The sequence below is a fragment of the Sphingomonas sp. HF-S4 genome (assembly GCF_032911445.1).
In the GTDB taxonomy this organism is placed as follows: Bacteria; Pseudomonadota; Alphaproteobacteria; order Sphingomonadales; family Sphingomonadaceae; genus Sphingomonas; species Sphingomonas agrestis.
Genome location: NZ_JAWJEJ010000001.1, coordinates 1,894,029 through 1,916,844, shown reverse-complemented (window position 1 = coordinate 1,916,844; position 22,816 = coordinate 1,894,029). Strand labels below are relative to the sequence as shown.

21 protein-coding genes are annotated in these 22,816 nt (G+C 65.4%); 14 read left to right on the top strand and 7 right to left on the bottom strand.

Annotated features, from left to right (window positions below):
• Position 1: 1 nt before the first annotated feature.
• Entirely contained in the window at positions 2 to 826 is an 825-nt protein-coding gene (locus tag RZN05_RS08315; protein ID WP_317226149.1) for a TIGR04222 domain-containing membrane protein, read from the top strand.
• Here RZN05_RS08315 and RZN05_RS08310 read toward each other — a convergent pair.
• A complete protein-coding gene (locus tag RZN05_RS08310) occupies positions 823 to 1,728 on the bottom strand; it encodes an NAD(P)/FAD-dependent oxidoreductase (protein WP_317226148.1) in 906 nt (301 codons plus the stop codon). The two genes, RZN05_RS08315 and RZN05_RS08310, sit on opposite strands and share 4 nt — an antisense overlap.
• A gap of 85 nt (positions 1,729 to 1,813) precedes the next feature.
• Between RZN05_RS08310 and RZN05_RS08305 the strand changes: the two genes are divergently transcribed.
• The 4 genes from RZN05_RS08305 to rplS are packed head-to-tail and all read left to right on the top strand — an operon-like array spanning position 1,814 to position 3,558.
• On the top strand, positions 1,814 to 2,068 hold the full coding sequence (locus tag RZN05_RS08305) for an AbrB/MazE/SpoVT family DNA-binding domain-containing protein (protein ID WP_317226147.1): 255 nt from the start codon (positions 1,814 to 1,816) through the stop codon (positions 2,066 to 2,068).
• Complete coding sequence (locus RZN05_RS08300) at positions 2,061 to 2,438, top strand: type II toxin-antitoxin system VapC family toxin (RefSeq protein ID WP_317226146.1); 378 nt, start codon at positions 2,061 to 2,063, stop codon at positions 2,436 to 2,438. Before RZN05_RS08305 ends, RZN05_RS08300 begins: the two co-directional genes overlap by 8 nt.
• Entirely contained in the window at positions 2,435 to 3,172 is a 738-nt protein-coding gene (gene trmD / locus RZN05_RS08295; RefSeq protein ID WP_317226145.1) for a tRNA (guanosine(37)-N1)-methyltransferase TrmD, read from the top strand. The genes RZN05_RS08300 and trmD overlap by 4 nt, the downstream gene beginning before the upstream one ends.
• Complete coding sequence (gene rplS / locus RZN05_RS08290; protein ID WP_317226144.1) at positions 3,169 to 3,558, top strand: 50S ribosomal protein L19; 390 nt, start codon at positions 3,169 to 3,171, stop codon at positions 3,556 to 3,558. Before trmD ends, rplS begins: the two co-directional genes overlap by 4 nt.
• A gap of 299 nt (positions 3,559 to 3,857) precedes the next feature.
• On the opposite strand, the gene RZN05_RS08285 is transcribed toward rplS, so the two are convergent.
• Positions 3,858 to 4,235 (bottom strand): VOC family protein, encoded by a 378-nt coding sequence (locus RZN05_RS08285; RefSeq protein ID WP_317226143.1) that lies wholly within the window; start codon positions 4,233 to 4,235, stop codon positions 3,858 to 3,860.
• A gap of 86 nt (positions 4,236 to 4,321) precedes the next feature.
• Here RZN05_RS08285 and soxR point away from each other — a divergent pair, with 86 nt between their 5' ends.
• The 3 genes from soxR to RZN05_RS08270 all read left to right on the top strand — a co-directional run bounded on the left by soxR (position 4,322) and on the right by RZN05_RS08270 (position 8,391).
• The gene (soxR, locus tag RZN05_RS08280; RefSeq protein ID WP_317226142.1) at positions 4,322 to 4,792 is read left to right on the top strand and encodes a redox-sensitive transcriptional activator SoxR; all 471 of its coding nucleotides are present in this window, start codon (positions 4,322 to 4,324) and stop codon (positions 4,790 to 4,792) included.
• Between the two features lie 109 nt (positions 4,793 to 4,901).
• Positions 4,902 to 7,103, top strand: coding sequence for a DPP IV N-terminal domain-containing protein (locus RZN05_RS08275; protein WP_317226141.1), 2,202 nt, complete (start codon positions 4,902 to 4,904; stop codon positions 7,101 to 7,103).
• 259 nt (positions 7,104 to 7,362) lie between these two features.
• Positions 7,363 to 8,391: an aspartate-semialdehyde dehydrogenase gene (locus RZN05_RS08270; RefSeq protein WP_317226140.1), complete on the top strand. Its 1,029-nt coding sequence runs from the start codon at positions 7,363 to 7,365 to the stop codon at positions 8,389 to 8,391.
• 127 nt (positions 8,392 to 8,518) lie between these two features.
• Here the strand turns inward: RZN05_RS08270 and RZN05_RS08265 are convergent, their stop codons facing one another.
• From RZN05_RS08265 to RZN05_RS08250, 4 genes are all read right to left on the bottom strand, one after another.
• Positions 8,519 to 10,306: a methyl-accepting chemotaxis protein gene (locus RZN05_RS08265; RefSeq protein ID WP_317226139.1), complete on the bottom strand. Its 1,788-nt coding sequence runs from the start codon at positions 10,304 to 10,306 to the stop codon at positions 8,519 to 8,521.
• Positions 10,307 to 10,409: 103 nt separating this feature from the next.
• Positions 10,410 to 11,996 (bottom strand): DHA2 family efflux MFS transporter permease subunit, encoded by a 1,587-nt coding sequence (locus RZN05_RS08260; RefSeq protein ID WP_317226138.1) that lies wholly within the window; start codon positions 11,994 to 11,996, stop codon positions 10,410 to 10,412.
• Positions 11,997 to 12,025: 29 nt separating this feature from the next.
• Positions 12,026 to 13,126 carry an HlyD family secretion protein gene (locus tag RZN05_RS08255; protein WP_317226137.1) on the bottom strand — a complete coding sequence of 367 codons (1,101 nt, stop codon included), beginning with the start codon at positions 13,124 to 13,126 and terminating at the stop codon, positions 12,026 to 12,028.
• A complete protein-coding gene (locus RZN05_RS08250; RefSeq protein WP_317226136.1) occupies positions 13,119 to 13,565 on the bottom strand; it encodes a MarR family winged helix-turn-helix transcriptional regulator in 447 nt (148 codons plus the stop codon). The genes RZN05_RS08255 and RZN05_RS08250 overlap by 8 nt, the downstream gene beginning before the upstream one ends.
• Positions 13,566 to 13,639: 74 nt before the next feature.
• Between RZN05_RS08250 and RZN05_RS08245 the strand changes: the two genes are divergently transcribed.
• The 5 genes from RZN05_RS08245 to RZN05_RS08225 are packed head-to-tail and all read left to right on the top strand — an operon-like array spanning position 13,640 to position 18,031.
• Positions 13,640 to 14,080, top strand: a complete 441-nt coding sequence (locus RZN05_RS08245) for a GFA family protein (protein ID WP_317226135.1) — start codon at positions 13,640 to 13,642, stop codon at positions 14,078 to 14,080.
• Positions 14,061 to 14,822, top strand: coding sequence for an alpha/beta fold hydrolase (locus tag RZN05_RS08240; RefSeq protein ID WP_317226134.1), 762 nt, complete (start codon positions 14,061 to 14,063; stop codon positions 14,820 to 14,822). Before RZN05_RS08245 ends, RZN05_RS08240 begins: the two co-directional genes overlap by 20 nt.
• Before the next feature lie 59 nt (positions 14,823 to 14,881).
• The gene (locus tag RZN05_RS08235) at positions 14,882 to 16,705 is read left to right on the top strand and encodes a M2 family metallopeptidase (protein ID WP_317226133.1); all 1,824 of its coding nucleotides are present in this window, start codon (positions 14,882 to 14,884) and stop codon (positions 16,703 to 16,705) included.
• A complete protein-coding gene (locus RZN05_RS08230; protein WP_317226132.1) occupies positions 16,702 to 17,262 on the top strand; it encodes a hypothetical protein in 561 nt (186 codons plus the stop codon). Before RZN05_RS08235 ends, RZN05_RS08230 begins: the two co-directional genes overlap by 4 nt.
• Before the next feature lie 28 nt (positions 17,263 to 17,290).
• The gene (locus tag RZN05_RS08225) at positions 17,291 to 18,031 is read left to right on the top strand and encodes an SIMPL domain-containing protein (protein ID WP_317226131.1); all 741 of its coding nucleotides are present in this window, start codon (positions 17,291 to 17,293) and stop codon (positions 18,029 to 18,031) included.
• A 246-nt stretch (positions 18,032 to 18,277) separates the two neighbouring features.
• Here the strand turns inward: RZN05_RS08225 and RZN05_RS08220 are convergent, their stop codons facing one another.
• Positions 18,278 to 19,459, bottom strand: coding sequence for a dipeptidase (locus RZN05_RS08220; RefSeq protein ID WP_317226130.1), 1,182 nt, complete (start codon positions 19,457 to 19,459; stop codon positions 18,278 to 18,280).
• Positions 19,460 to 19,726: 267 nt separating this feature from the next.
• Here RZN05_RS08220 and RZN05_RS08215 point away from each other — a divergent pair, with 267 nt between their 5' ends.
• Positions 19,727 to 22,783 carry a TonB-dependent receptor gene (locus RZN05_RS08215; RefSeq protein WP_317226129.1) on the top strand — a complete coding sequence of 1,019 codons (3,057 nt, stop codon included), beginning with the start codon at positions 19,727 to 19,729 and terminating at the stop codon, positions 22,781 to 22,783.
• Positions 22,784 to 22,816 lie beyond the last annotated feature (33 nt).

Genomic DNA, 22,816 nt, shown 5'->3' with positions numbered 1-22,816 from the left:
TATGTCGCTCGGACCCTTCGACCTTACCGGCGGGCCGTTTCTCCTGCTGTACGGCGCGCTGCTGGTGGTCACGATCATCGCCGGCCTGGTCCTGCCGCGCTGGCTGCGCCCCGCGGGCGCCGCGCCGCGCAGGACCGATCCCGAACCCCTCGCCTTCCTCGCCGGCGGGGCGTTGCGGCTGGCCGAAACGGTCACCGCCCAGATGCTCGAGACGCGGCAATTGGTGATCGACAACAAGAAGTTCCTCGCCGGCAATGGGGGCGGCGGCACCCCCGCCGAGCGCAGCGTGCTCGCATTGCCGCAGCCGGCGAGCTGGGTGCAGGTTGCGGTCGCCGCGGGCGGTCATGCCGGCGCGGTGCGCGCGCGGCTGGTGGCGGACGGGCTGCTGATGGACGGCTGGACTGCGCTCCAGCTCCGCTTCTGGCAGACCTCGCCCTATTTCCTGCTGCTCGCCTTCGGCTGGACCAAGCTGCTGATCGGCGAAGCGCGCGGGCGGCCAGTCGGTTATCTGACGATGCTGCTCATTCTGACGGCGGTCCTCGCGCTGATCCGCTTCGCAGTGCTCGACCGGCGGACGCGCGCCGGGCACGACGTGCTCGCCGAGGCGCGTGCGCGCTCCGAGCGGCTCCAGCGCGCGCCGGCGAGCGGCGAGGCCGGCATGGCGGTCGCGCTGTTCGGCACGGCGGTGCTGGTCGGCTCGGGCTGGGAGGACTTCCACAGGATGCGCACGGCCGATAGCGGATCGAGCGGCAGCGATGGCGGGAGCAGCGACGGCGGCGGCGGAAGCGGTTGCGGCGGCGGGGGCTGTGGCGGCTGCGGGAGCTAGCGCCGCAGCGGGCGGCGTTCGGCGAGAAGGTTGCGGATCGTCGTCGCGGCGACGCCGGCCTCGCCCATCGCGTGGCTGATCTGGTCGAGCCCCTTGGCGACGTCGCCCGCGGCGAACAGCCCGGGAACCGAGGTGCGCTGGTGGTCGTCGACTTCGAGGCACCCATCCTCGGCGGCGCGCGCGCCTGCCTCGATCGCCAGCCGCGAGCGGATGCGCGAGCCGAGCGCGGGATAGACGCTGTCGAACGCCATGCGGCCATGCGCGGTATCGAAGGCGAGCTGGTCGCCCTCGATCGCATAGCCGCCGCACGGGCCGTCGACCCGGGCGATGCCGGCAGCGTCGAGCGCTTCCACGCAGGCATCGTCGAGCGCGTGCTCGGCGTTCGGGGCGATCAGGGTGATGTCGTTGGTGTAGCCGCGCAGGAAGATCGCCTCGCGCATGCCGTGATCGCCGGTGCCGATCACGCCGACGCGCTTGTCGGTGACTTCATAGCCGTCGCAGATCGGGCAGTATCGCAGGAGCCCGCGCTGGAGCGCCTCGGTGTGAAGCGCGTCGTCGATCTCGGGCCGGTGGTTGACCACGCCGGTAGCGAGTAGGACGGAGCGGGCGACGACGGCGCGGTCGCCGACGCGGACGACGAAATCCTCCCCGTCGCGGCGCAGCGCGGTGACTTCGGCAAGCTCGCGCTCGGCGCCGTATTTCTCGGCCTGTTCGAGCATCCGCGCGAGCAGTTCCTTGCCCGAGATGCCGTCGGGATAGCCGGCATGGTTGTGGGTGCACGGGATCAGCGCGGCGCGGCTCGACCCGCAGTCGAACAGGCGGATCTTGAGATGGAAGCGCGCGAGATAGATCGCCGCGGTGAGTCCCGCCGGTCCCGCGCCGATAATGATGCAGTCGTCCATGAGATGCCGAAGCGCGCAAGGAGGCATCGCGGTTCCTTGACCCGAAAGTCTCGCGTATATACATGATGTATATACGGAGGCGGCGGTGACCAAGGAATATCGCGCTAAGACATTCAAGTCGGGCAATTCGGTTGCGCTGCGCTTGCCTAAGGGACTCGGAATCCGTGAAGGCGAGGAAATGGTCTTGCGGGAGGACCGCGGCAAGTTCGCGTTCGAGCCTGCGTCGAAGGAAGGGCGCAAGATCGATCTGACTGGCATCTACGGTTCGATACCGGGATTGGCGCGCATGCCGACCGACGAAACGGATCGCGATTGGGGCGACGGCTTGGGACGTGATTGATCCGCGCTATCTGCTCGACGCCAATTTCTGCATCGATTTGCTGGTCGGTCGATCACCGCGCGGCGCTGCACGCGTTCAGCAATGCCTGGACGGCGAGTTGATCACCTCGGCTGTCGTTTATGCCGAAGTCATGATCGGCGCAGCGCAACGCGGTCAGGCGGAACTGGCGGCGGCGCTGTTCCGGCAGATTCCGGTGTTGCCGTTCGACAGCAAAAGTGGGGATGTCTATGCAACGCTACCCTTCAAGCGGGGCAATTTCGATCGCCTGATCGCTGCCCACGCCCTGGCACTCAACCTTACGCTAGTTACCGGCAATGGGGGCGATTTCATCGACGTCCCCGGCTTGCGGATCGAGAACTGGACCAAATGACTTTCGTCGCCACCGTGCTCTCCCTGTATCCCGAGATGTTTCCCGGCCCGCTCGGCGTCTCCCTCGCCGGACGGGCGCTGCGCGAAGGGCTGTGGAGCGTCGACGCGGTGCAGATCCGCGATTTCGCCACCGACAAGCATCGCAGCGTCGACGACACGCCGGCGGGGGGCGGGGCGGGGATGGTGATGCGCGCCGACGTGCTCGCCGCGGCGCTGGACAGCGTGCCCGCCGGCCGCCCCGTGCTGGCTATGACGCCGCGCGGGCGGACGCTCAGCCAGGACCGGGTGCGCGCGCTCGCCGCGGGGACAGGCGTTACCATCCTGTGCGGCCGATTCGAAGGGATGGACGAGCGGATCTTCGAAGCGCGCGACATCGAACAGGTCTCGATCGGCGACTATATCCTCTCGGGAGGGGAAATGGCGGCGCTGACGCTGCTCGACGCTTGCATTCGGCTGCTTCCCGGCGTAATGGGCGCGGCTTCCAGCGGCATGGACGAGAGCTTCGAAACGGGGCTGCTCGAATATCCGCAATATACCCGTCCTGCTGAGTGGGAAGGGCGCACGATTCCCGAAGTGCTGCGATCGGGGGATCATGCGAAGATCGAGGCATGGCGAAGAGCCCAGGCGGAGATCGATACACGGCTACGGAGGCCGGACCTTTGGGAGCGCCATGAGGGCGCTCGGGTCCAACCTCCCTCTGGTGCGCGGCGACGAAACGGGAACGACAAGTCATGAACGTCATCCAGACGCTCGAAGCCGAGCAGATCGCCAAGTTCAACGAGACCAAGAAGATTCCGGAATTCCGCCCGGGCGATACCCTCCGCGTCGGCGTGAAGGTCGTCGAAGGCGAGCGCACCCGCGTGCAGAACTATGAAGGCGTGTGCATCGCCCGTGCCAATCGCGGCATGGGTTCGAGCTTCACCGTCCGCAAGATTTCTTTCGGCGAGGGCGTCGAGCGCGTCTTCCCGCTCTATTCGCCGAACATCGATTCGATCGAAGTCGTCCGCCGCGGCGTCGTGCGTCGTGCGAAGCTCTATTATCTGCGTGGCCGCACCGGCAAGTCGGCGCGTATCGCAGAGCGTCGTGACCCGCGCCCGACCGAGGTTGCGGCCGCCGAGTAACGGCTCCGGCAGAACGCCAGCAAAAAGGGCGCGGTGGCGATTGCCATCGCGCCCTTTTCGTTTGTCAAAGGTCATTTCCCGTCCCGCAGTGTGTCGCGTAGCGAGCCTGCGCCATCCTGGCCGCGCATCACCGACGAGCAGCATTGCTGCACGACGCTTCGGGAAGCCTCGGGCAATCGTTCGTCCGCTAGAACGCGGTCGAATTCGTCCTTGAGGTGATCCGCGCCCCGCTCGAGCTCGCGCGGGTTCCAAAACCGGTGTGCCTGCATGTTGCCCGGCACAAAGAACGTCAACGCGGCTTACGCATAGCTGACGATCTCGAATTCGGTGCCGTCGAAATCGAGGAAATAGAAGCGGCGGCCGGGGTCGTAGTCGGCGTGTGCGAAGGGGACGAGCCCGGCTTCGGTCACGCGGCGCTCGATATCGTCGAGATCGTCGACCAGGATGCCGATATGGTTGAGCGGGCGTCCCTTCGCGAAGATGTCGGCGTCGGCACCGCCTGCGGGGGTGTAGACGGCAAGATAGGTGCGTTCGTCGCCGACATGGATGACGCGGCCGTCGTCGCGCGCCGGGCCTTCCCAGCGGACGTGCCAGTCGAACAAGCGGTTGAGCAGCGCCGCCATGCGCCCGGGGTCGCTGACGGTCAGGTTGACGTGCTCGATATAGGGCTGCGGCATGGAGTTCCCTTCGCGGTTGGAGGCCATGCCGAGATCAGCTACAACCTCAACCTAGATTGAGGTCAAGTACCAAAATCGGAAGGCAGATGAACCGGGGTAACGAGCTTCTGACGATCGGCGAGCTGGCGGCGCGCACCGGGCTGTCGGTGTCGGCGGTGCGCTTCTACGAGGCCAAGGGGCTGGTCCATCCGATCCGAACCGCGGGCAACCAGCGGCGTTTCCTGCGCGCCGATATACGCCGCGTCTCGTTCGCGCTGATCGCGCAACAACTGGGATTCACGTTGCCGCAGATCGCCGCCGAACTCGCCAGGCTGCCCGAGGGCAGGGCACCGAGCGCGGCCGACTGGAAGCGGATCAGCCAGGGCTTCCGCGACGTAATCGAGACGCGCGTCGCCCAGCTCCAGCGCACGCTCGACGATCTCGACGGCTGCATCGGCTGTGGCTGCCTGAGCCTGCGCAAATGCGCGCTCTACAACGCCGATGATCGCGCCGCAGCCAACGGGGCGGGGCCGCGCTTCATCCTGGTTTCGCGAAAGGTCGCGCTGGGGCTGGATTAGCGGCCTTTACCCCGCCCCCTGTGCCCGCGATAAGGCGTGTGCCCCGCGTTCGTCGGGCGCGACTCCGGAGAGAATTGGAATGCGTAGATGGTTGCTGGGATTGTCTTTGATGGCGCTGGGGCCCCCGCTGATGAGCGGTGAGGCGGCAGCGCAGATCAAGGACCTCACGCTCGAGCGCGTCTATGCCAGCCCCGACCTGGCGGGCAGCGCGCCGCTTCAGCCTAAGCTCTCGCCCGATGGCAAGTATCTGACCTTGCTGCGAAACCGCGCCGACGAGAAGGAGCGTTACGACCTGTGGGCGATGGACACCGCCACCGGGCAGTGGCGCATGCTGGTCGATTCGAAGAAGGTCGGGACCGGCGCCGAGCTTTCCGAAGCCGAGAAGATGCAGCGCGAGCGCGACCGCTCGATCGTCGGCAAGACCGGCATTGTCGGCTATGATTGGGCGGCGGACGGCAAGGCGATCCTCGTGCCGCTCGACGGCGAGCTGTATCTCGCCTCCCTCGACGGCAACGTCACGCGGCTGACCCAGGAAAAGGGCTCGAAGCTCAATCCGGTGATCAGCCCGGCAGGCGGCTATGTCAGCTACGTCAACGACCAGAACCTCGTCGTCGGCAAGCTTGGCAGCGGCACGCCCGGCAAGATCACCCAGGACGGCACCGGTACGGTCCATTGGGGCGAGGCCGAGTTCGTGGCGCAGGAGGAAATGAACCGCTTCACCGGCTATTGGTGGTCGCCGGGCGACCGCTACCTCGCGGTCGAGCGCTATGACGAGGCGCCGGTGGGCGTAGTCACCCGCACTGCGATCGGCGCGTCGGGCACCAGCACCTATCAGCAGCGCTATCCCAAGGCGGGCACGCCCAACGTGCTGGTCGATCTCTATGTGATGGACCCGGCGGGAGCGAACAAGGTCAAGGTCGATCTCGGCAAGGAGGCCGACATTTACCTGACCCGTGTCGATTGGGCGCCCGACGCCAGCGCGCTCTACGTCCAGCGGATGAACCGCGAGCAGACCGTGCTCGACATGCTCAAGGTCGATCCGGCCACCGGCACGTCGAGCGTGCTGTTCAGCGAAAAATCGGGGCCCAAGAGCTGGGTCAATTTGTCGGATGACTTCCACGCGCTCGACGACGGCAGCCTGATCTGGTGGTCCGAGCGCGACGGCCACGGCCATCTCTATCGCTGGAAGGCAGGAAAATGGACCCAGCTGACCAAGGGCAATTGGGAAGTCGCCGAAGTCGCGGGAATCGATGAAGCCAAGGGCCGCATCTTCTTCCTCGGCAACAAGGACGGGGTGCTCGAGCGGCATCTCTACTCGGCCGACGTGACTAAGCCCGGCGCCGTGACGCGGCTGACCGAGGCAGGCTGGTGGAACAAAGTGGTGATGGACGGGAAGGCGAGCCGTGCGATCGTCACGCGCTCGAACACGAACCAACCGTCGCAGGTCTATCTCGCCGATGCTTCGGGCGAGCGGATCGCCTGGGTCGAGGAAAATGCGGTCACCAAGGCCGAGCATCCCTACCACGCCTATCTCGCCAGCCATCGCGAGCGGAAGTTCGGGACGATCAAGGGCCCTGATGACTCCGATCTCCACTGGGAGATGGTCACCCCCGAACTCGAGCCGGGCAAGCGCTATCCGGTGTTCTTCCAGCATTATGGCGGGCCGCATTCGCAGACGGTGAGCAAGGCGTGGGGCGGAGCGCTCCAGCAGTATCTCGTCGACCGCGGCTATATCTGGTTCCAGATCGACAATCGTGGCTCGGCCAATCGCGGCAAGGCATTCGAGGACGCGATCTACCACGCGATGGGATCGGTCGAGGTCGAGGACCAGGTCGCCGGGGCGAACTATCTCAAGACGCTCGATTTTGTCGACCCCGCCAAGATCACGACCTATGGCTGGTCGTATGGCGGCTATATGACGCTTAAGATGCTCGAAGCCGCGCCGGGCGTGTTTGCCGCGGGCGTCGCAGGCGCGCCGGTCAGTCGCTGGGAACTGTACGATACCTTCTACACCGAGCGCTACATGGGCGACCCGACCAAGGTGCCCGAGGCGTACAAGAAGTCGGACACGATCGGCGAGGCGGCGAAGATCGCCGATCCGATGCTGCTGATCCACGGCATGTCCGACGACAATGTCGTGCTCGACAACAGCACCGCGATGGCAGCGACTCTGCAAAAGGCGAAGGTGCCGTTCGAGATGATGCTCTATCCAGGCCACACCCACCGCGTGAGCGGTCCTGGGATCAGCGAGCATCTGTGGACGACGATTCTCAATTTCCTCGATCGCCATACCGAGCATGGCAAGCGCTGAACGCATTCCGGCCGTCTTTAACAAGACGGCCGGACTTTCCGAAAATTATACGAATTACCCCTCGCCACGCAGCTTTCGGTCTGCTAGGCGGCCGAAATGCTTCGAAAACCGCGCACTACTCCGCGAATTACGACCCGCGCCTGACGGCGCGCGAAGCGTCTTGCTTCGAGGCATCTGGAATGCGCTGGCATTCCTTCTCATCTACCACCAATGAACCGCTCGTCGCCCGTTGCGCGACGATCCTGATGGAAGGACGAAAATGGGCTACCGTGTCGTGGTCGCAGGCGCCACCGGCAATGTCGGGCGTGAAATGCTGAACATCCTCGCCGAGCGGGAATTCCCGATCGACGAACTCGCCGTGCTTGCCTCCGCGCGCAGCCAGGGCGACGAGATCGACTTCGGCGAGACCGGCAAGAAGTATAAGGTCCAGAACATCGAGCATTTCGATCCGACCGGCTGGGACATGGCGCTGTTCGCGATCGGCTCGGAGGGTTCGAAGCTCCACGCCCCGCGCTTCGCCGCGGCGGGCTGCACCGTGATCGACAATGCGTCGCTCTACCGGATGGACCCGGACGTGCCGCTGATCGTCCCCGAAGTGAACCCCGAGGCGATCGACGGCTATACCAAGCGCAACATCATCGCGAACCCCAACTGCTCGACCGCGCAGATGGTGGTGGCATTGAAGCCGCTCCACGATGCCGCCAAGATCAAGCGCGTCGTAGTAGCGACCTACCAGTCGGTCTCCGGCGCGGGCAAGGCGGGGATGGACGAGCTGTTCGAGCAGTCGCGGAATATCTTCGTCGGCGATCCTGCCACGCCGAGCAAGTTTACCAAGCAGATCGCGTTCAACGTGATCCCGCACATCGACAGCTTCCTCGACGACGGCTCGACCAAGGAAGAGTGGAAGATGGTCGTGGAGACCAAGAAGATCCTCGATCCCAAGATCAAGGTGACCGCGACGTGCGTGCGCGTCCCCGTGTTCGTCGGCCATTCGGAAGCGATCAACATCGAGTTCGAGGACGAGATCTCGGCGGCCAAGGCCAAGTCGATCTTGCGCGAGGCGCCGGGTATCATGCTCGTCGACAAGCATGAGGACGGCGGATACGTCACCCCGATCGAATGCGTCGGCGAGTACGCCACCTATATCAGCCGCGTCCGCGAGGATTCGACGGTGGATAATGGCCTGTCGCTGTGGTGCGTGAGCGACAACCTGCGCAAGGGCGCGGCGCTCAACGCAGTGCAGATCGCCGAGCTGCTCGGCCGCCGGCACCTCAAGAAGGCGGCGTAATCTTCGCTCTGGCGAACGCCGGAGCCTCGTGCGGCAAGCGCGCGGCTTGAGATCCCGGCTTTCGCCGGGATGACGAAGGAAGAAAGCGCCCGGTGCCGTAACGGCACCGGACGCTTTCGTTTGTCGGTTATTGCGCCGTCGCCGGTCCTGCGACTTCGAAGGCGCCGCGCGGCTTGGTGCGGCGGTCTTCCTGGACGCGGAAGGTGCGGGCCTGGGTGGCGAGGCGATCGACCTGGTCGGACAGGTTGCGCGCGGCCGCAGACGTCTCCTCCACCATCGCCGCGTTCTGCTGGGTCGAGCGGTCCATCGCGCCGATCGCGGTACTGATCTCGCCGATCGCCGATGACTGCGCCGAATTGTCGGTGGCGATCCGCGCGACCAGGCCGTGGACCTCGCCGACGGTGCCGACGATCTCGGACAGGGCCGTATCGACCTTCTCGATGGCATCGACCGCCGAGACGATGTCGGTCTGGGTCGCGGTGAGCTGGTCGCGAGCCCGCGCGGCTTCCTCTTCCGAGCGCATCGCCAGTGCCGAGACGAGGTCGGCGACGACCGCGAAGCCACGACCCGCCTCGCCGGCGCGACCGGCTTCGACCGCCGCGTTCATCGCGAGAACGCGGGTCTGGAACGCGATCTTGTCGAGTCCTTCGATGACCGAGTCGATGCCCTTGGCCCCCGCGGCGACGCGGCTCATCGCCTGCACTGCGTCGTCGGCGACGGCGCGGCCGTCCGAGACGGTGGCGATCGCGCCATCGGCACGCTCGACCGTGCTGCTCGCGGCGGCAGCGGTCTCGCCGACGCGGCCGTTCATCTGGGCGACCGCGGCGGCGGTCTCCTCCAGGCTCGCGGCATTGCTCTCGGTGCGGCGGGCAAGATCCTCCGAAGCCGTGGCGATCTCGGTCGCGCCGCTGCGGATCGTGTCGGTGCTCTCGAGCACGGTGCCGACCAGCGTCGAGAGCGCGCCCATCGCTTCGTTGAAGTTGGTGCGCAGCTCGGCATAGCTCGCCGGGAAGCGCGCATCGAGCGACACGGTCAGGTCGCCCTGCGAGACGCGGCGCAGCGTCTCGTTGAGCACGGTCATAGCGGTCTGGCGCTCGGCGTTAGCCGCCTCGCTGCTCGCCTCGATCCGGACGCGCTCGACTGCGGCGTCGCGGAAGGCGACCAGCGCCTGGGCCATGCGGCCGATCTCATCGCTGCGATCGCGGCCGGGAATCTCGGTGGTGGTCGAGCCCTTGGCGAGATCCTGCATCGCCGCGTTCATGCTGCCGAGCGGGCGGAAGCTCGCGCGGTTGACCGCGAAGATCACGGCGGTGATCAGCAGCGTCGCCAGCAGCACGCCGATCGCCATCGACCAGCGCAGCGCCGAGACAGCGGCCAGCGCCTCGTCCTTGGGAATGCCGACATAGAGGACGCCGATGACGTTGCCGGCCTTGTCCTTGATCGGATCATAGGCGGTATAGAACGGGCGGCCGAGGATGTCGGCGCTGCCGCGGAACGGCTTGCCCTGGCCGAGGACGGTGTCGCGCGCCTCGCCGGCGGCGAGCGGGGTGCCGACCGCGCGGCTGCCGTCGGGCTTGGTCACATTGGTGGTGATGCGGGTATCGCCGCGGAAGATCGTCGCGGTGCCGCCGACCAGTTCCTTGACCAGATCGACCGGCTGGGTCCAGTCGTTGAGCTTCTTGTCGCCGACATAGAGCGCGTCGCCCTCAGCGCGGAATTCGCCGCCATGCCCGTGCAGCACGTTCCAGGCGACGCGCATGTTGGTCTCCTGGCGCTCGGCGGCCTGGCGGCCGGCATCGGCGGTGATAGAACGGTCGGCGATCACGAAGATGGTGAGTGCGAGCGTCAACAGCGCGGCGATGGTGAGCACCGTCGTCTTCGTGGCGAGTGACAGTGCGTTGAACTTGGCGAGCATTCGGACCTCGAACGGAAAGCGGGCGCCGAAACGGCGCGAGGGTTTGCTTTCCTTATAGAGGGCCTGGGAAGGGGGTGCGCGCCTCTTGTCCGATTAATGTCGATCAATGCCCCGCGGCGGCAGGGTCGGGGTTGGCGGCCGGACCCTTGGGCCGCTTGAGGAACACCACCAGCGGCACCGACAGCGCCGTGACGATCATCATCGCCCAGAAATCGTTGAGATAGCCGATCATCATCGCCTGGCGGTTGATCTCGGCATTGGCCATCGCGAGCACCGTCTCGCCTGATCCGCCGAGCATCTGGAGCAGGTTGGGGTCCATCGTGTCGAGATTGGCCGCCGAGATGTTTGGGGCCAGCGCGGCATGGCTCGCCTGGATACTGCGCGCCAGGATCGTCGTCACTACGGAGATGCCGACCGACGCACCGATGTTGCGCGAGAGGTTCATCAGCGATGACCCTTCGGTGCGCTGGTGCGGCGGCAGCGTCGCGAACGCCATGCCGTTCAAGGGCATGAACACCAACCCCATGCCGAGCCCCTGGACGAACCCCGAAACGATGATGGGCCAAGTGCCCATCTCAAGCGACCAATGCGTCATCTGCCACAGCGAATAGGCGGCGAGAGCCATGCCGATGCCCACCACCCAGCGTGCATCGACTCCGCGCTGAGTAAGCTGCGCCGAGATCGCCATCGTCAGGATCACGCCGACGCCGCGCGGCATCAGCAGCATGCCCGTGTCGAATACCGAATGGCCGTAGAGCGTCTGGAGCATCGGCGGCAGCAGCGCCATCGTCGCCATCATCACCACGCCGATCACCAACATGAAGAAGATCGCCGTGACGAGGTTGCGGTTCTTCCACAGGTCGCGCTCGAACATCGGGTTCTTGCCCGTCGCCATGTGGACGGTGAACATCCACAAAGCGATGCCGGCGACGAGCATCTCGACCCAGATCTCGGTCGATCCGAGCCAGTCCTCACCCTGGCCGCGATCGAGCATTAGCTGAAGCGCCGAGATGCCCAGCGCCAGCAGCGAGAAACCGAACAGGTCGAAGCGGCGCTTGCGCACCGGGCGCGAGGGGAGCAGCCACCACAGGATCGCGATGCAGATCACGCCCAGCGGCAAGTTGACGTAGAACACCCAGCGCCAGTTGAAATTGTCGGTCAGCCAGCCGCCGAGCACCGGCCCCATGATCGGCCCGACCATGATCCCCATGCCCCAGATCGACATCGCCTTGGCCTGGCGCTCGGGCGGGTTGATGTCGAGCATCACCGTCTGGCTGAGCGGGTTCATGAACGCCGCCGAGATGCCCTGGAGGATACGGAAGGCGACCATCTGCTCCAGATTTTGCGCCATGCCACACAGCGCCGAGGCGATGATGAAGCCGACGGTCGAGATCAGGAACAGGTTGCGCGAACCGATCGCATCGGACAGCCAGCCGGTGATCGGGATCGCGATCGCCGAAGCGACGATATAGCTGGTCAATACCCAGGTGACGGTGTCGGCGGTCGCGCCGAGCGAGGTCTGCATGTGCGGCAGCGCGACATTGGCGATCGTCGTGTCGAGGATCTGCATGATCGTCGCCAGCATCACGCCCAGCGTCAGCAGCCCGCGGTTGCGGACGGGAAGCGCGGCGACGCCTTGCCGAGGCGCAGAAGGCGCAGCGGCAGGCTGGGCAGGGCGGGCGGTGGCCATTGGATCAGACAATCACTTGGCGCGGTATATCACTTGCACGGCCCCTGCAGGTCGACCTCGACGTCTGACGAAAGGCCGGCGATCAGCGCGCGCGAGCTCTTCTCGTCGATGAAGAGGCGCACCGGCACGCGCTGGGTGACCTTGACCCAGTTCCCGTTGGCGTTCTGCGCGGGGAGCACCGAGAATTCCGAGCCGGTACCTGCGCCGATCGAGGCGACATGGCCCTTGAGCTTGAGCCCCGGATAGGCATCGAACGACATCTCGGCACACTGGCCGACGCGCATCTTGTTGAGGTCGGTCTCCTTGAAGTTCGCCTCGATCCACGACTGGTCGCTGGTGACGATGGTGAGCGCTGGAAGCCCGGTCATCATCTGCTGGCCGACCTGGAGCCGCTGCGACTGACTGACCACGCCGTCGGCGGGGGCATAGACCTTGGTGCGGCTGAGGTTGAGCTGCGCCTGGTCGCGCTGGACGCGCGCGGCGGCGATCTGCGGGTTCTCGCCGGGCACCGCGGCGCCGGTGGCGAGCTTCGAGCGCGCCTCGGCGGCATCGGCATTGGCGCGCTGGAGCGTCGCGCGCGCCTGTTCGAGCCCGTGCTCGGACTGCTGGAGCCGGGCGCGGGTGGTGAAGCCGCTCTTCATCAACTCGGCCTGGCGCTGATAGTCTTCCTGCGCCGCGACGATCGAATCCCGCGCCGCCTGGATATCGGCGCCGGTGCCGGCGTAGCTGGTCTTCAGGGTCTGCAGTTCGACCTGGGCGTTGGCGATCGCAGCGTCGGCCTGGGCGACGGCGATGCGATAGGGGGCCGGGTCGATCTCGAAGAGCAAGTCGCCCTTCTTGACGCGCTGGTTCTCCCGCACCGCGACGTTGACGATCCGCCCGGCGACCTCGGCCGATACCGATACCTTGTCCTGCTGGACATAGGCATTGTCGGTCGAGGCATAGCGCCCCGAGGTCAGCCAGAAGAAGCCGACCACGCCGATCAGGAGCAGCGGCACGCCGAACATCAGCAACGGGCGCAGCAATCCGCGCTTCGCCTTGGGCTCGACGGCTTCGACTTCCGTCTCGGGAGCGGGTTCGACCGCCACCGTGTCGGGTGCCTTTTCGATTTTGGGGTCAGCCTCAGCCATTGGCGGCCTCTTTGCTCTCTTGCGTCTGGAGTACGTTGGAACGGATCAGGGCGAGCGCGGCGATCAACTGGTCGCGTTGCGTCTGGTCAAACCCGTGAAGCGCAGTTTCGATCATCTCGCTCGCCACATCGTGAAGCTCGGTGAGCACGGGACGTGCCTTGTCGGTCAGGTAGATGCGCCAGGCGCGGCGGTCGGCGGGATCGCGGCGGCGCTCGACCAATTCGGCTTCCTCGAGACGGTCGATCATCCGACAGCAGGTGATCGGCTCGACTTCGAGCAACTCGGCGAGCTGTCCCTGGTTTAACCCCTCATGCCGTTCGAGCATCTTGAGTGTCCGCCATTGCGGGCCCGTCGCACCGCTGCTGCGCGCGCGCTCGTCGAAACGGCGACGCATCAGGCGCGACACATCGGCCATCAGGAACCCTAGATTCTCGGTCATAGCAGGCATATAGTAAGCAAGCTTATGAATTGCAACTAAAGATTGTGCAACGCAGCAATCGTATGGAGGTGCGGATGGTGGAAATGAGCGGCGGGTGCCAGTGCGGGCGAATCCGCTATCGCGCACGCGTGGACGACGATGAGGCGTATCTCTGCCACTGCCGGATGTGCCAGCGCGCGACCGGCGGCGTCTCGATCGCGTTCAAGAATCTGCTCAAGACCGATGTGACTTGGGAAACGCAGCCCGATCGCTATGCATCGTCGCCGATCGCCGAGCGCGGTTTCTGCACGCGTTGCGGCACGCCGCTTACCTATGAAGCGCACGCGCACGATCGCATGGACCTTACTGTCGGCAGCTTCGACGACCCCTATGGCTTCAAACCGACCGAGCATTCGGGATGCGAGAGCTGGCACCGCAACTGGCTTGACTCCAGCCATCTGCCGGCGTCACGGACCGACCAGAATACGAGCCTGGTTCAGCGATGGATGGATAAAGTTGGCAAGCTTCCCGACTGAGACGCACCGTTTCACAAGCTTCGACGGCGTCGAACTCGCCTGGACCGAAATGGGTGAGGGGCGGCCGGTGGTGCTGATCCACGGCTATTTCTCGACCGCCGAAGTCAATTGGATCAAATACGGCCATGCCGCGAAGCTCGCGGCGCGTGGCTTTCGGGTGATCATGCCCGATCTGCGCGGACACGGGCTCAGCGATCGTCCGCACGATCCCGCCGCCTATCCGCCGGATGTGCTGATGCGCGACGGGCTGGCACTGATCGAGCATCTCGGGCTGACGGACTACGATCTCGGCGGCTATTCGCTCGGCGGACGGACGACGCTGCGGATGCTGGTCCACGGCGCGCAGCCACGACGCGCGGTGCTGTGCGGGATGGGGCTGGCGGGGCTGACCGACACCAAAGGACGCGGGACCTATTTCAAGCGCGTGCTAACCAATCTGGGGACGTTCGAGCGTGGCAGCTCCGAATGGCTGACCGAGGCGTTCCTCAAGACCACCAAGGGCGATCCGGAGGCGTTGCTGCTGATCCTGCAGACCTTTGTCGATACGTCCGAGGCCGAGATCGCCGCGATCGACCTGCCGACCTTGGTCGTCACCGGCGCCGAGGATTTCGACAACGGCTCGGCGCAGGAAGTCGCCGACTTGCTCCCCGACGGACGCTTCGTCGAGATTCCGGGCAACCATATGAGCGCCGTCACCCGGCCGGAACTGGGCGACGCGATCGCGGAGTTCCTCGCCGCTTGACGGTCGTCTGGAGGACGCGCAATCGTCGCGTCATCCAAAGATCCTCAAGGGCTTACCATATGATCCGTACCGGCATTTCGATGCTCGCGCTCGCTGCGTTCCTGGCCGCGCCCGCGATCTCGCAGACGGCGCCGACGACCGGCGCTCCCACCGCCGCCGATGCGCAGGCGTTCCTCGACCGCGTCCAGAAGGACTATACCGAATTCAACCTCGTCGCGTCGCGCGTCGCGTGGATCAACGCGACCTATATCACCGACGATACCGACGCGCTCGCCGCCGATTACGGCGCGCGCGGCACCGAGATGGCGGTCAAGTATGCGCTCGAGGCGGCCAAGTATCAGAACGCGCCGGGGCTCACCCCCGGGCAGAAGCGCCAGCTCACCATGCTGCGCAGCGCTATCACCTTGCCCGCGCCGACCACGTCTGGGGCCGCGCAGCAGCTCTCGGACATCTCGACTAGGCTCGGCTCGCTCTACGGCAAGGGCAAGGGGACACGCGGCGGCCAGCCGATCAACGGCAGCGACATCGAAGCCGCGATGAGCGAGAGCCGCAATCCAGCCGAGCTCCAGGAAATGTGGACGAGCTGGAACGACAATGTCGGCGCACCGATGCGCGGCGACTATGCCAAGATGACCGCGATCGCCAACCAGGGCGCCAAGGATCTTGGCTTCGCCGATACCGGCGCGATGTGGCGCTCGAACTACGACATGCCGCCCGAGGAGTTCGCCAAGCTCACCGACAAGCTCTGGGCCGACGTCAAGCCGCTCTACGTGGCGCTCCACACCTATGTCCGCCGGAAACTCAACGAGAAATACGGCGACGCGGTCCAGCCCAAGACGGGGCCGATCCGCGCCGACCTGCTCGGCAATATGTGGGCACAGGAATGGGGCGGCATCTACGATGTGGTCGCGCCGGCGGGGGCGGGCGATCTCGGCTATGACGTTGGCGAGCTGCTCAAGGCCAAGGGCTATGACTGGAAGAAGATGGTCCAGACCGGCGAGGGCTTCTATTCCTCGCTCGGCTTCGAAGGCCTCCCCGAGAGCTTCTGGCAGCGCTCGCTGTTCCTCAAGCCCGCCGACCGCGAAGTGCTCTGCCACGCCTCGGCCTGGGATATCGACGAGAAGGACGATCTGCGGATCAAGATGTGCATCAAGGTGAATTCCGACGACTTCGTCACGATCCACCACGAGCTCGGCCACAATTACTATCAGCGTGCGTACAAGGCGCAGCCCCAGCTCTACCGCAACGGCGCGAACGACGGCTTCCACGAGGCGATCGGCGATTTCGTCGCGCTCTCGATCACCCCCGATTACCTCGTCCAGATCGGGCTGCTCGACAAGGCGCAGGTGCCCGGCGCCGACAAGGATACCGGACTGCTGCTGCGCCAGGCGATGGACAAGGTCGCGTTCCTGCCCTTCGGCCTGCTCGTCGACAAATATCGCTGGCAGATCTTCTCGGGCGCGATCCAGCCCGGCAGCTATCAGGCCGGCTGGGACAAGCTGCGGCTCGACTATCAGGGCTTGAAAGCCCCGGTCGCCCGCGACGAGACCAAGTTCGACGCAGGCGCGAAGTATCACGTCGCCGGCAGCGTGCCGTACACGCGCTATTTCCTGGCGCGGCTGCTCCAGTTCCAGTTCTACAAGGCGGCATGCGACCAGGCCGGCTGGAAGGGGCCGCTGCATCGCTGCTCGTTCTACGGCAACAAGGAAGTCGGCGCGCGGCTGAACAAGATGCTCGAAATGGGCGCATCCAAGCCCTGGCCCGACGCGCTTGAGGCATTCACCGGCACCCGCGAGATCTCGGGCAAGGCGATGGCTGAGTATTTCGCGCCGCTCAAGAAGTGGCTCGACCAGCAGAACAAGGGCCAGCCGCAAGGGTGGTGAGGCTGGTGCTAGCGCTGGCGCTCGCTCTGGCCCCGGCTTCGGACGGGATCTCGGCGTTTGCCGGCGGGCGCGTGACCTCACCCGACGGCAAATGGGCGGTCTGGGCGATGGCCGCCGATTCAGATACCGAGCGCGAAGCTGCGGTGGCGCGGCTCAACGGGCCAGGCGTGCGCAACCGCGAACTGATGCGCTTCGCCCGGCATATCGACGTGATCTGGCCGCAGGCGTCGGGGCAGGTGCTGCTGGTCCAGCGCACCGCGCACTTTTCCGCGGTCTATGCCTTCACGCTCGGCGCCGCGGAACTGGGCACCGATCGCCTCCAAAGCGATATCGACCGCGGCATGGCGCGTGGCCTGCCGCGGCTCGACAGCATCGAGAACAGGCTGATCGGCTTCGGCCGCCGTGGCGCGGAGACGTGCGTGCTGGTCGAGGAGTCCGGGTTTCCGCCGGGGCGCCGAGAAGGCAGCTTCCTCGCGCGCCGCGGCGCCTTCCGGCTCGATCTCGCCGCGCGGCGAGCCGAGCCGATCGCGGATTGTCCGGGTGCCCGGATCAGCTAAGGCAGGCTCGAAACAGGGAGATTCGAACATGATGAAATATGCACTTGCGGTTGCGCTGCTCGGGGCTCCCCTGGCGGCACAGGCCCAGACGGGGACTGCGCCGGTATCGGTCGAGATCGTCTCGACGGGTCAGGTGAACGTGCCGGCGCAGCGCTTTCGCCTGTCGGTTACACTCACCGCCAAGGGCAAGGACGAGGCGGCTGCCGGTGCCGCGCTGGCGGCGAACAAGGCCAAGCTGACGCAGGCGCTCTCGGCGATCGGCATCGGCGAGGCCAAAGGCGATATCGGCACGACCAACTCGCTGATGGGGCTGGTCTCGACCTTCGCTGGCACCAAGTCGAAGCCGAGCTTCAGCCTCGAGACGCTTGACGAAGACAGCGAAGCAACTCCGCAGTCGACTGCAACCGAGACGCTAGGCTTCGACGCGCCGACCCGCGCCGCGGTCGAGCGCGCCAAGGCGCCGATCGAGGCGAACGGCGGCAAGCTCGACGACGATGTGCTGCCGTTGCTCAACGACTATGTCGCGCCGACCCGCGCCGCCAAGGCCGCGGCGATCAAGAAGGCGCAGGGCGAGGCCGATGCGTATGCCGCGACTTTGGGCCTCAAGCGCAGCGCGATCGTCAAGGTCAGCGAGAAGCAGGATCCCACCGCCGGCGCGCTTGCGCTGATCGGCGAGTTGGTAACGATCGTCGCGCCGAAGAAGGAAGGCCAGGCCGATCAGGTCACCGTCAACGCCAGCCTCGTGGTGGAATTCCAGCTCAGCCGCTGAAATGGGGCACTTTAAGCCCTCCCCCTTGATGGGGAGGGTGGGGTGAAGGTGACCTCTCCGCAGGTGTTGGAGCTTGAGGAGAGGTCACCCTCACCCTCCCCGCCTTGCGGGCGCGGGCCCCTCCCTCTCCCATCAAGGGAGAGGGATTGTCCACGATCTACGAGCGTTCGATTGGATTGCCTGCGGACGTTAGTCGGGCAGCGCGTCGGGATCGTGTTTTCGTCCGCGATCCCCTGAGCGCACGGCTTACCGCCCCTTCTTTGCCTCCGCGGTCCGCAGCAGCCGCAGCACGTTCCCGCTCCACATCTTCTCGATATCCGCCGCCGAATAGCCCGCCTGCACTAGCCGCTCGGTCACCTTGGGCAGCGCGTCGATATCCTCGAGGCCCTTGACCCCGCCGCCGCCGTCCCAGTCGGCGCCGAAGCATACGTGATCGACGCCGGCGACCTGGATCAGGTGGAGCACCAGCCGCATATAGGTCTCGAAATCGGCGTCCTGCACCGGCGAGGTCGCGTCGAGCGCGCGGATCTTCCGCACCAGCTCGGTCTGCTCGGCGGGTGAGAGTTTGCCCATCTCCTCGGCCTGATCCGAAAGCACGTTGCGCTCGGGCGTCGATCGCATCGTGTTGAGATAGGCCGCATTGGCGCAGATCGCTCCGCCCGACGCGGCGAGCTTGCGGATCCGCGCATCATCGAGGTTGCGCGGATGGTCGAAGATGGCCTTGGCGCCCGAATGCGACAGGATCACCGGGGTCTTCGAGAGCGCGATCATCTGGTCGAGCACGTCATCCGAGGCGTGGCTCGCATCGAGCACCAAGCCGAGCCGGTTCATCTCGGCGACCCACTGCCTGCCCAGCGGGCTGAGGCCGTTCCATCTGGGCTTATCGGTCGCCGAATCGGCGAACTGGTTGTTGCGGAAGTGGACCGGCGACGCCATCCGCACGCCGCGCCTGTAAAATTCGCCGAGCAGCGAAAGGTCCTCGCCCAGCGGATAGCTGTTCTCGATGCTGATAAAGCCGAAGCGCTTGCCCGCCTTGTCGAGCCGTGCGGCATCACTCGCCTGAGTCGCCAGTCCGATCCGCGCGGGGAACTTCGCCAGGGTGGTGTGGATCTCATCCGAGCGGTTGAACGCGAACGCCTTGGCCGCTGCATAGCCTTCGGGAGTGAGCGGTCCCTGCGACGTATAGATGACGAAGAACCCGCCATCGAGATCGCCTTCGTCCATCCGCCCGAGATCGACCTGGACCAGATCGTCCTCGTATTTGTGCCGGTCGCCGAAGCTCCAGCCAGGGCGGCTGAAATAGACTGGTGTGTCGAGATGCGTGTCGAGCGTCAGCAGGCGCTGGTGGAGATTCCCGTCTGGGGTGGCTGCATGCGGCGTCGCACAGGCGCCGGTGGCGAGCAGGGCAAGCAGGATGAGCTTCTTCATTCGGGCACCTCGCAGGAACGACATTGGTGGCCAGCATGACGCGACGGGACCGTACCGTACAGCCCGCTCGAACCGCAAACGCCATAGCTGGCAGGAATAGGCGGCACCGCGTGCAAAAGGCAGGCGCAAATATGAAATCCCTCCTTGTGTATGAAAAATGTTAGCGCTAATAAAATGACACCGTTGGCACCCGTTAGAGGCGCTTCGGCGGGAGCGGGAGGGGACACGGTGTAGCCGATGCCTCTCGTCCTAGGATGAGGAGGGGATATGGCTGAGCTTTCTATCGGTCGTTCTGGGTCGCGCGCCAAGCCGATCCGCTACGGTGTTTCCACGCTTGCGCTTGCCGCCGCCGGATGGGCGATGCCGGCCTTTGCCGCAGACGATCCGCCGGTGGTCGTGGCCGCACCGCAGGATCAACCCTCCGAAACCCCGGCCTCCGAGGACCAGGACACGATCGTCGTCACGGGCATCCGCGCCTCGCTGACCAGCGCGCGCAACATCAAGCGCAATGCCGACCAGATTGTCGACTCGGTCACTGCGCAGGATATCGGTGCGCTCCCCGATCGCTCGGTCTCCGAGGCGCTCCAGCGCATCCCCGGGATCACCCTCCAGCGGACCAACGAGAATCGCGATCCCGCGCGCCTAGCGGCCGAGGGCGGCGGCGTGTTCATCCGCGGGCTTTCCTGGGTGCGCTCCGAGATCAACGGCCGCGACGTCTTCTCGGCGAACAACGGGCGCGGGCTCGCCTTCGAGGATGTCTCTCCAGATCTGCTCGCCGGGATCGACGTCTACAAGAACCCCTCAGCCGAGATGGTTGAGGGCGGCGTCGGCGGCATCGTAAACCTGCGTACCCGGAAACCCTTCGACCAGGACGGCCATCTCATCGCTGTGTCGGGCGACTACAACTACGCCGACATGCGCGAGAAGGGCTATTGGTCAGCCAACGCGCTCGTCAGCAATCGCTGGGAGACCGGGCTGGGCGATATCGGCATTCTGCTCTCGGGCAGCATCAACAATATCGGCAACCGCACCGACAGCATCCAACTGGGCACCTACACCGTCCGCGCCAATGCCGGCGGGCCCGCTGGTTTCCAGAACATCCTCGTGCCCTCGTCGCTAGGCTGGCGGCGGATTGACTGGCAGCAGAGGCGCGTCTCGGTCGACGGCTCGATCCAGTGGCGCCCGAGCCCCGACATGACCTTCACTGCCGAGGCGTTCCTTTCCTCGGCGGATCCCAAGGATATGGAGCATGCCGAGGGCGTCTATTCGCTCCCCGACTATGAATCGAGCTACCAGGTCAATGGCGACAAGGTGCTCGAGGTCGGCAGCTATACCAACGCCAATATGGACTTGGACACGCGCTACGGCGCCTCGCATAAGGTCACGCGCGACTATTCGCTTAACTGGCGCTGGGAGCCGGGCGAGCATTGGGCATTCAGCGCGGACGTCCAGCGGATCACCTCCGAAGCCGATGTGCTGAGCTTCACGGCGTTCACCGAATTCGGCATTGCGCCGGGCTTCTTCAACGCCAACCGGCCGACCCTCGCCTTTGACCTGCGTGGAGACTCGCCGAGCGTGCGGGTGACCGAGAACGGCGCCTCGCTCGCCAACCAGAACAACTACTGGTGGGCCGCGGCGATGGACCATCTCGAGGACAACCGCGCCGGCGAATGGGCCGAGCGGTTCGACGTCGAGTACAAGTTCGACGACGACAGCTTCCTCAAATCGTTCCGCGCCGGCATGCGCGCCACCGATCGTGAGGCGGTCACTCGCCAGACCGGCTACAATTGGGGCCTGCTTTCGCAGCAATTCTGGGGCGCGGCGGGCAGCGCGCCGCCAATCTTCCTCAACCAGACCGGGTTCGACACCTTCGTCAACAACAACGGTACCCCGGCCGATCCCTCGGACGATTTCACGCAAGCCGGCGTACGCAATCCCGGGCTGCCGGGTCAGGCCGAGCAGTTCAACTATAACGACTTTTTCCGTGGCAAGATCGGCGTGCCCGGCGTGGGCTGGTTCCCCTCGGTCGATCTGATGACCAACGGCACCGCGAATGCGTATGACTATCTGCGCGCGACGCAGAGCTCGGGCTGGGGCTGGGCGCCGCTGACCGAGGATAGCTACGAGAACGCCAATCCCGGATCGGACAATGTGCTGGGCGGCATCGCCCGGCAGAGCGAGAAGACGCTGGCGGGCTACGCGATGTTGCGCTTCGGTTCGGGGATCGTCGACGGCAATATCGGCATCCGCGTCGTGCGCACCCGCAACGAGGCGCTGGGCTATCTCAGCCTTGGCACGATAACGTCGAGTTGCCAGGCAACGCCTGCGGCGCCCGCTTGCGCCGGTCTTACACAAGCGCTCGCTTTCTCGAACAACGGCGCTGGCGGTCGGCTGTCCGACGCCACCTACAAGAACAGCTACACCGACGTGCTGCCGACGCTCAACCTGCGGATCAAGGCCACCGACGACCTCCAGCTGCGCTTCGCGGCGGGGAAGGCGATGGTGCGTCCCAACTTCTCTCAGCTCCGGCCCTATGCTTCGCTGAGCTTCGGGCTCAATCCAGCCGGCACGGGGTTGCTGCCGCAGCCTCTCGGCCTCACCGGCCAGGCAGGCAATCCGTATTTGAAGCCGACCAAGTCGACCCAGTTCGATTTCAGCGCGGAATATTATTTCGGCCGATCGAACAGCCTGACCTTCGCGGCCTTTTACAAGGACATCAAGGACTACATCATCTCGGGCAATGCGAACGAGACCTTCACCAGCAACGGCCAGACGCTGACCTTCAACGTCACGCGCGCCGTCAATGGCGAGAAGGGGAGGATCAAGGGCGTCGAGCTGGCGTACACCCAGTTCTTCGACATGCTGCCCGGCGCGCTGGGCGGGCTCGGTTTCCAGGGCAACGTCACCTGGGTCGACAGCACCGGCGGCGCCAACCAGCCGGTCAATACGCTCGATCCCAACCAGATCAACAACGCCAACGATACCACCCTGCCGCTCGAGGGGCTCTCGAAATGGAGCTACAATGTCGCAGCGATCTACGAGAAATACGGCATCTCGGCGCGGCTGGCGTATAATTGGCGCTCCGAATACCTGCTGACCACGTCCGCTGCCAACCTCAACGCGCCGGTATGGTCGGAGGATTACGGCCAGCTCGACGGCTCGATCCTGTTCAGCATCACGAACAACGTGAAGATCGGCGTGCAGGCCACCAACCTGCTCAACACGCGCACGTTCCTGGATGTCGGCGGTGCCGTCCGGCATCCGCGCTACAGCTGGACCGATACCGACCGGCGCATCGCCGGCCTGCTCAGGTTCACTTTCTGATCCCAGAAACTGGGCGGTGTTCTTCAAGGGGCA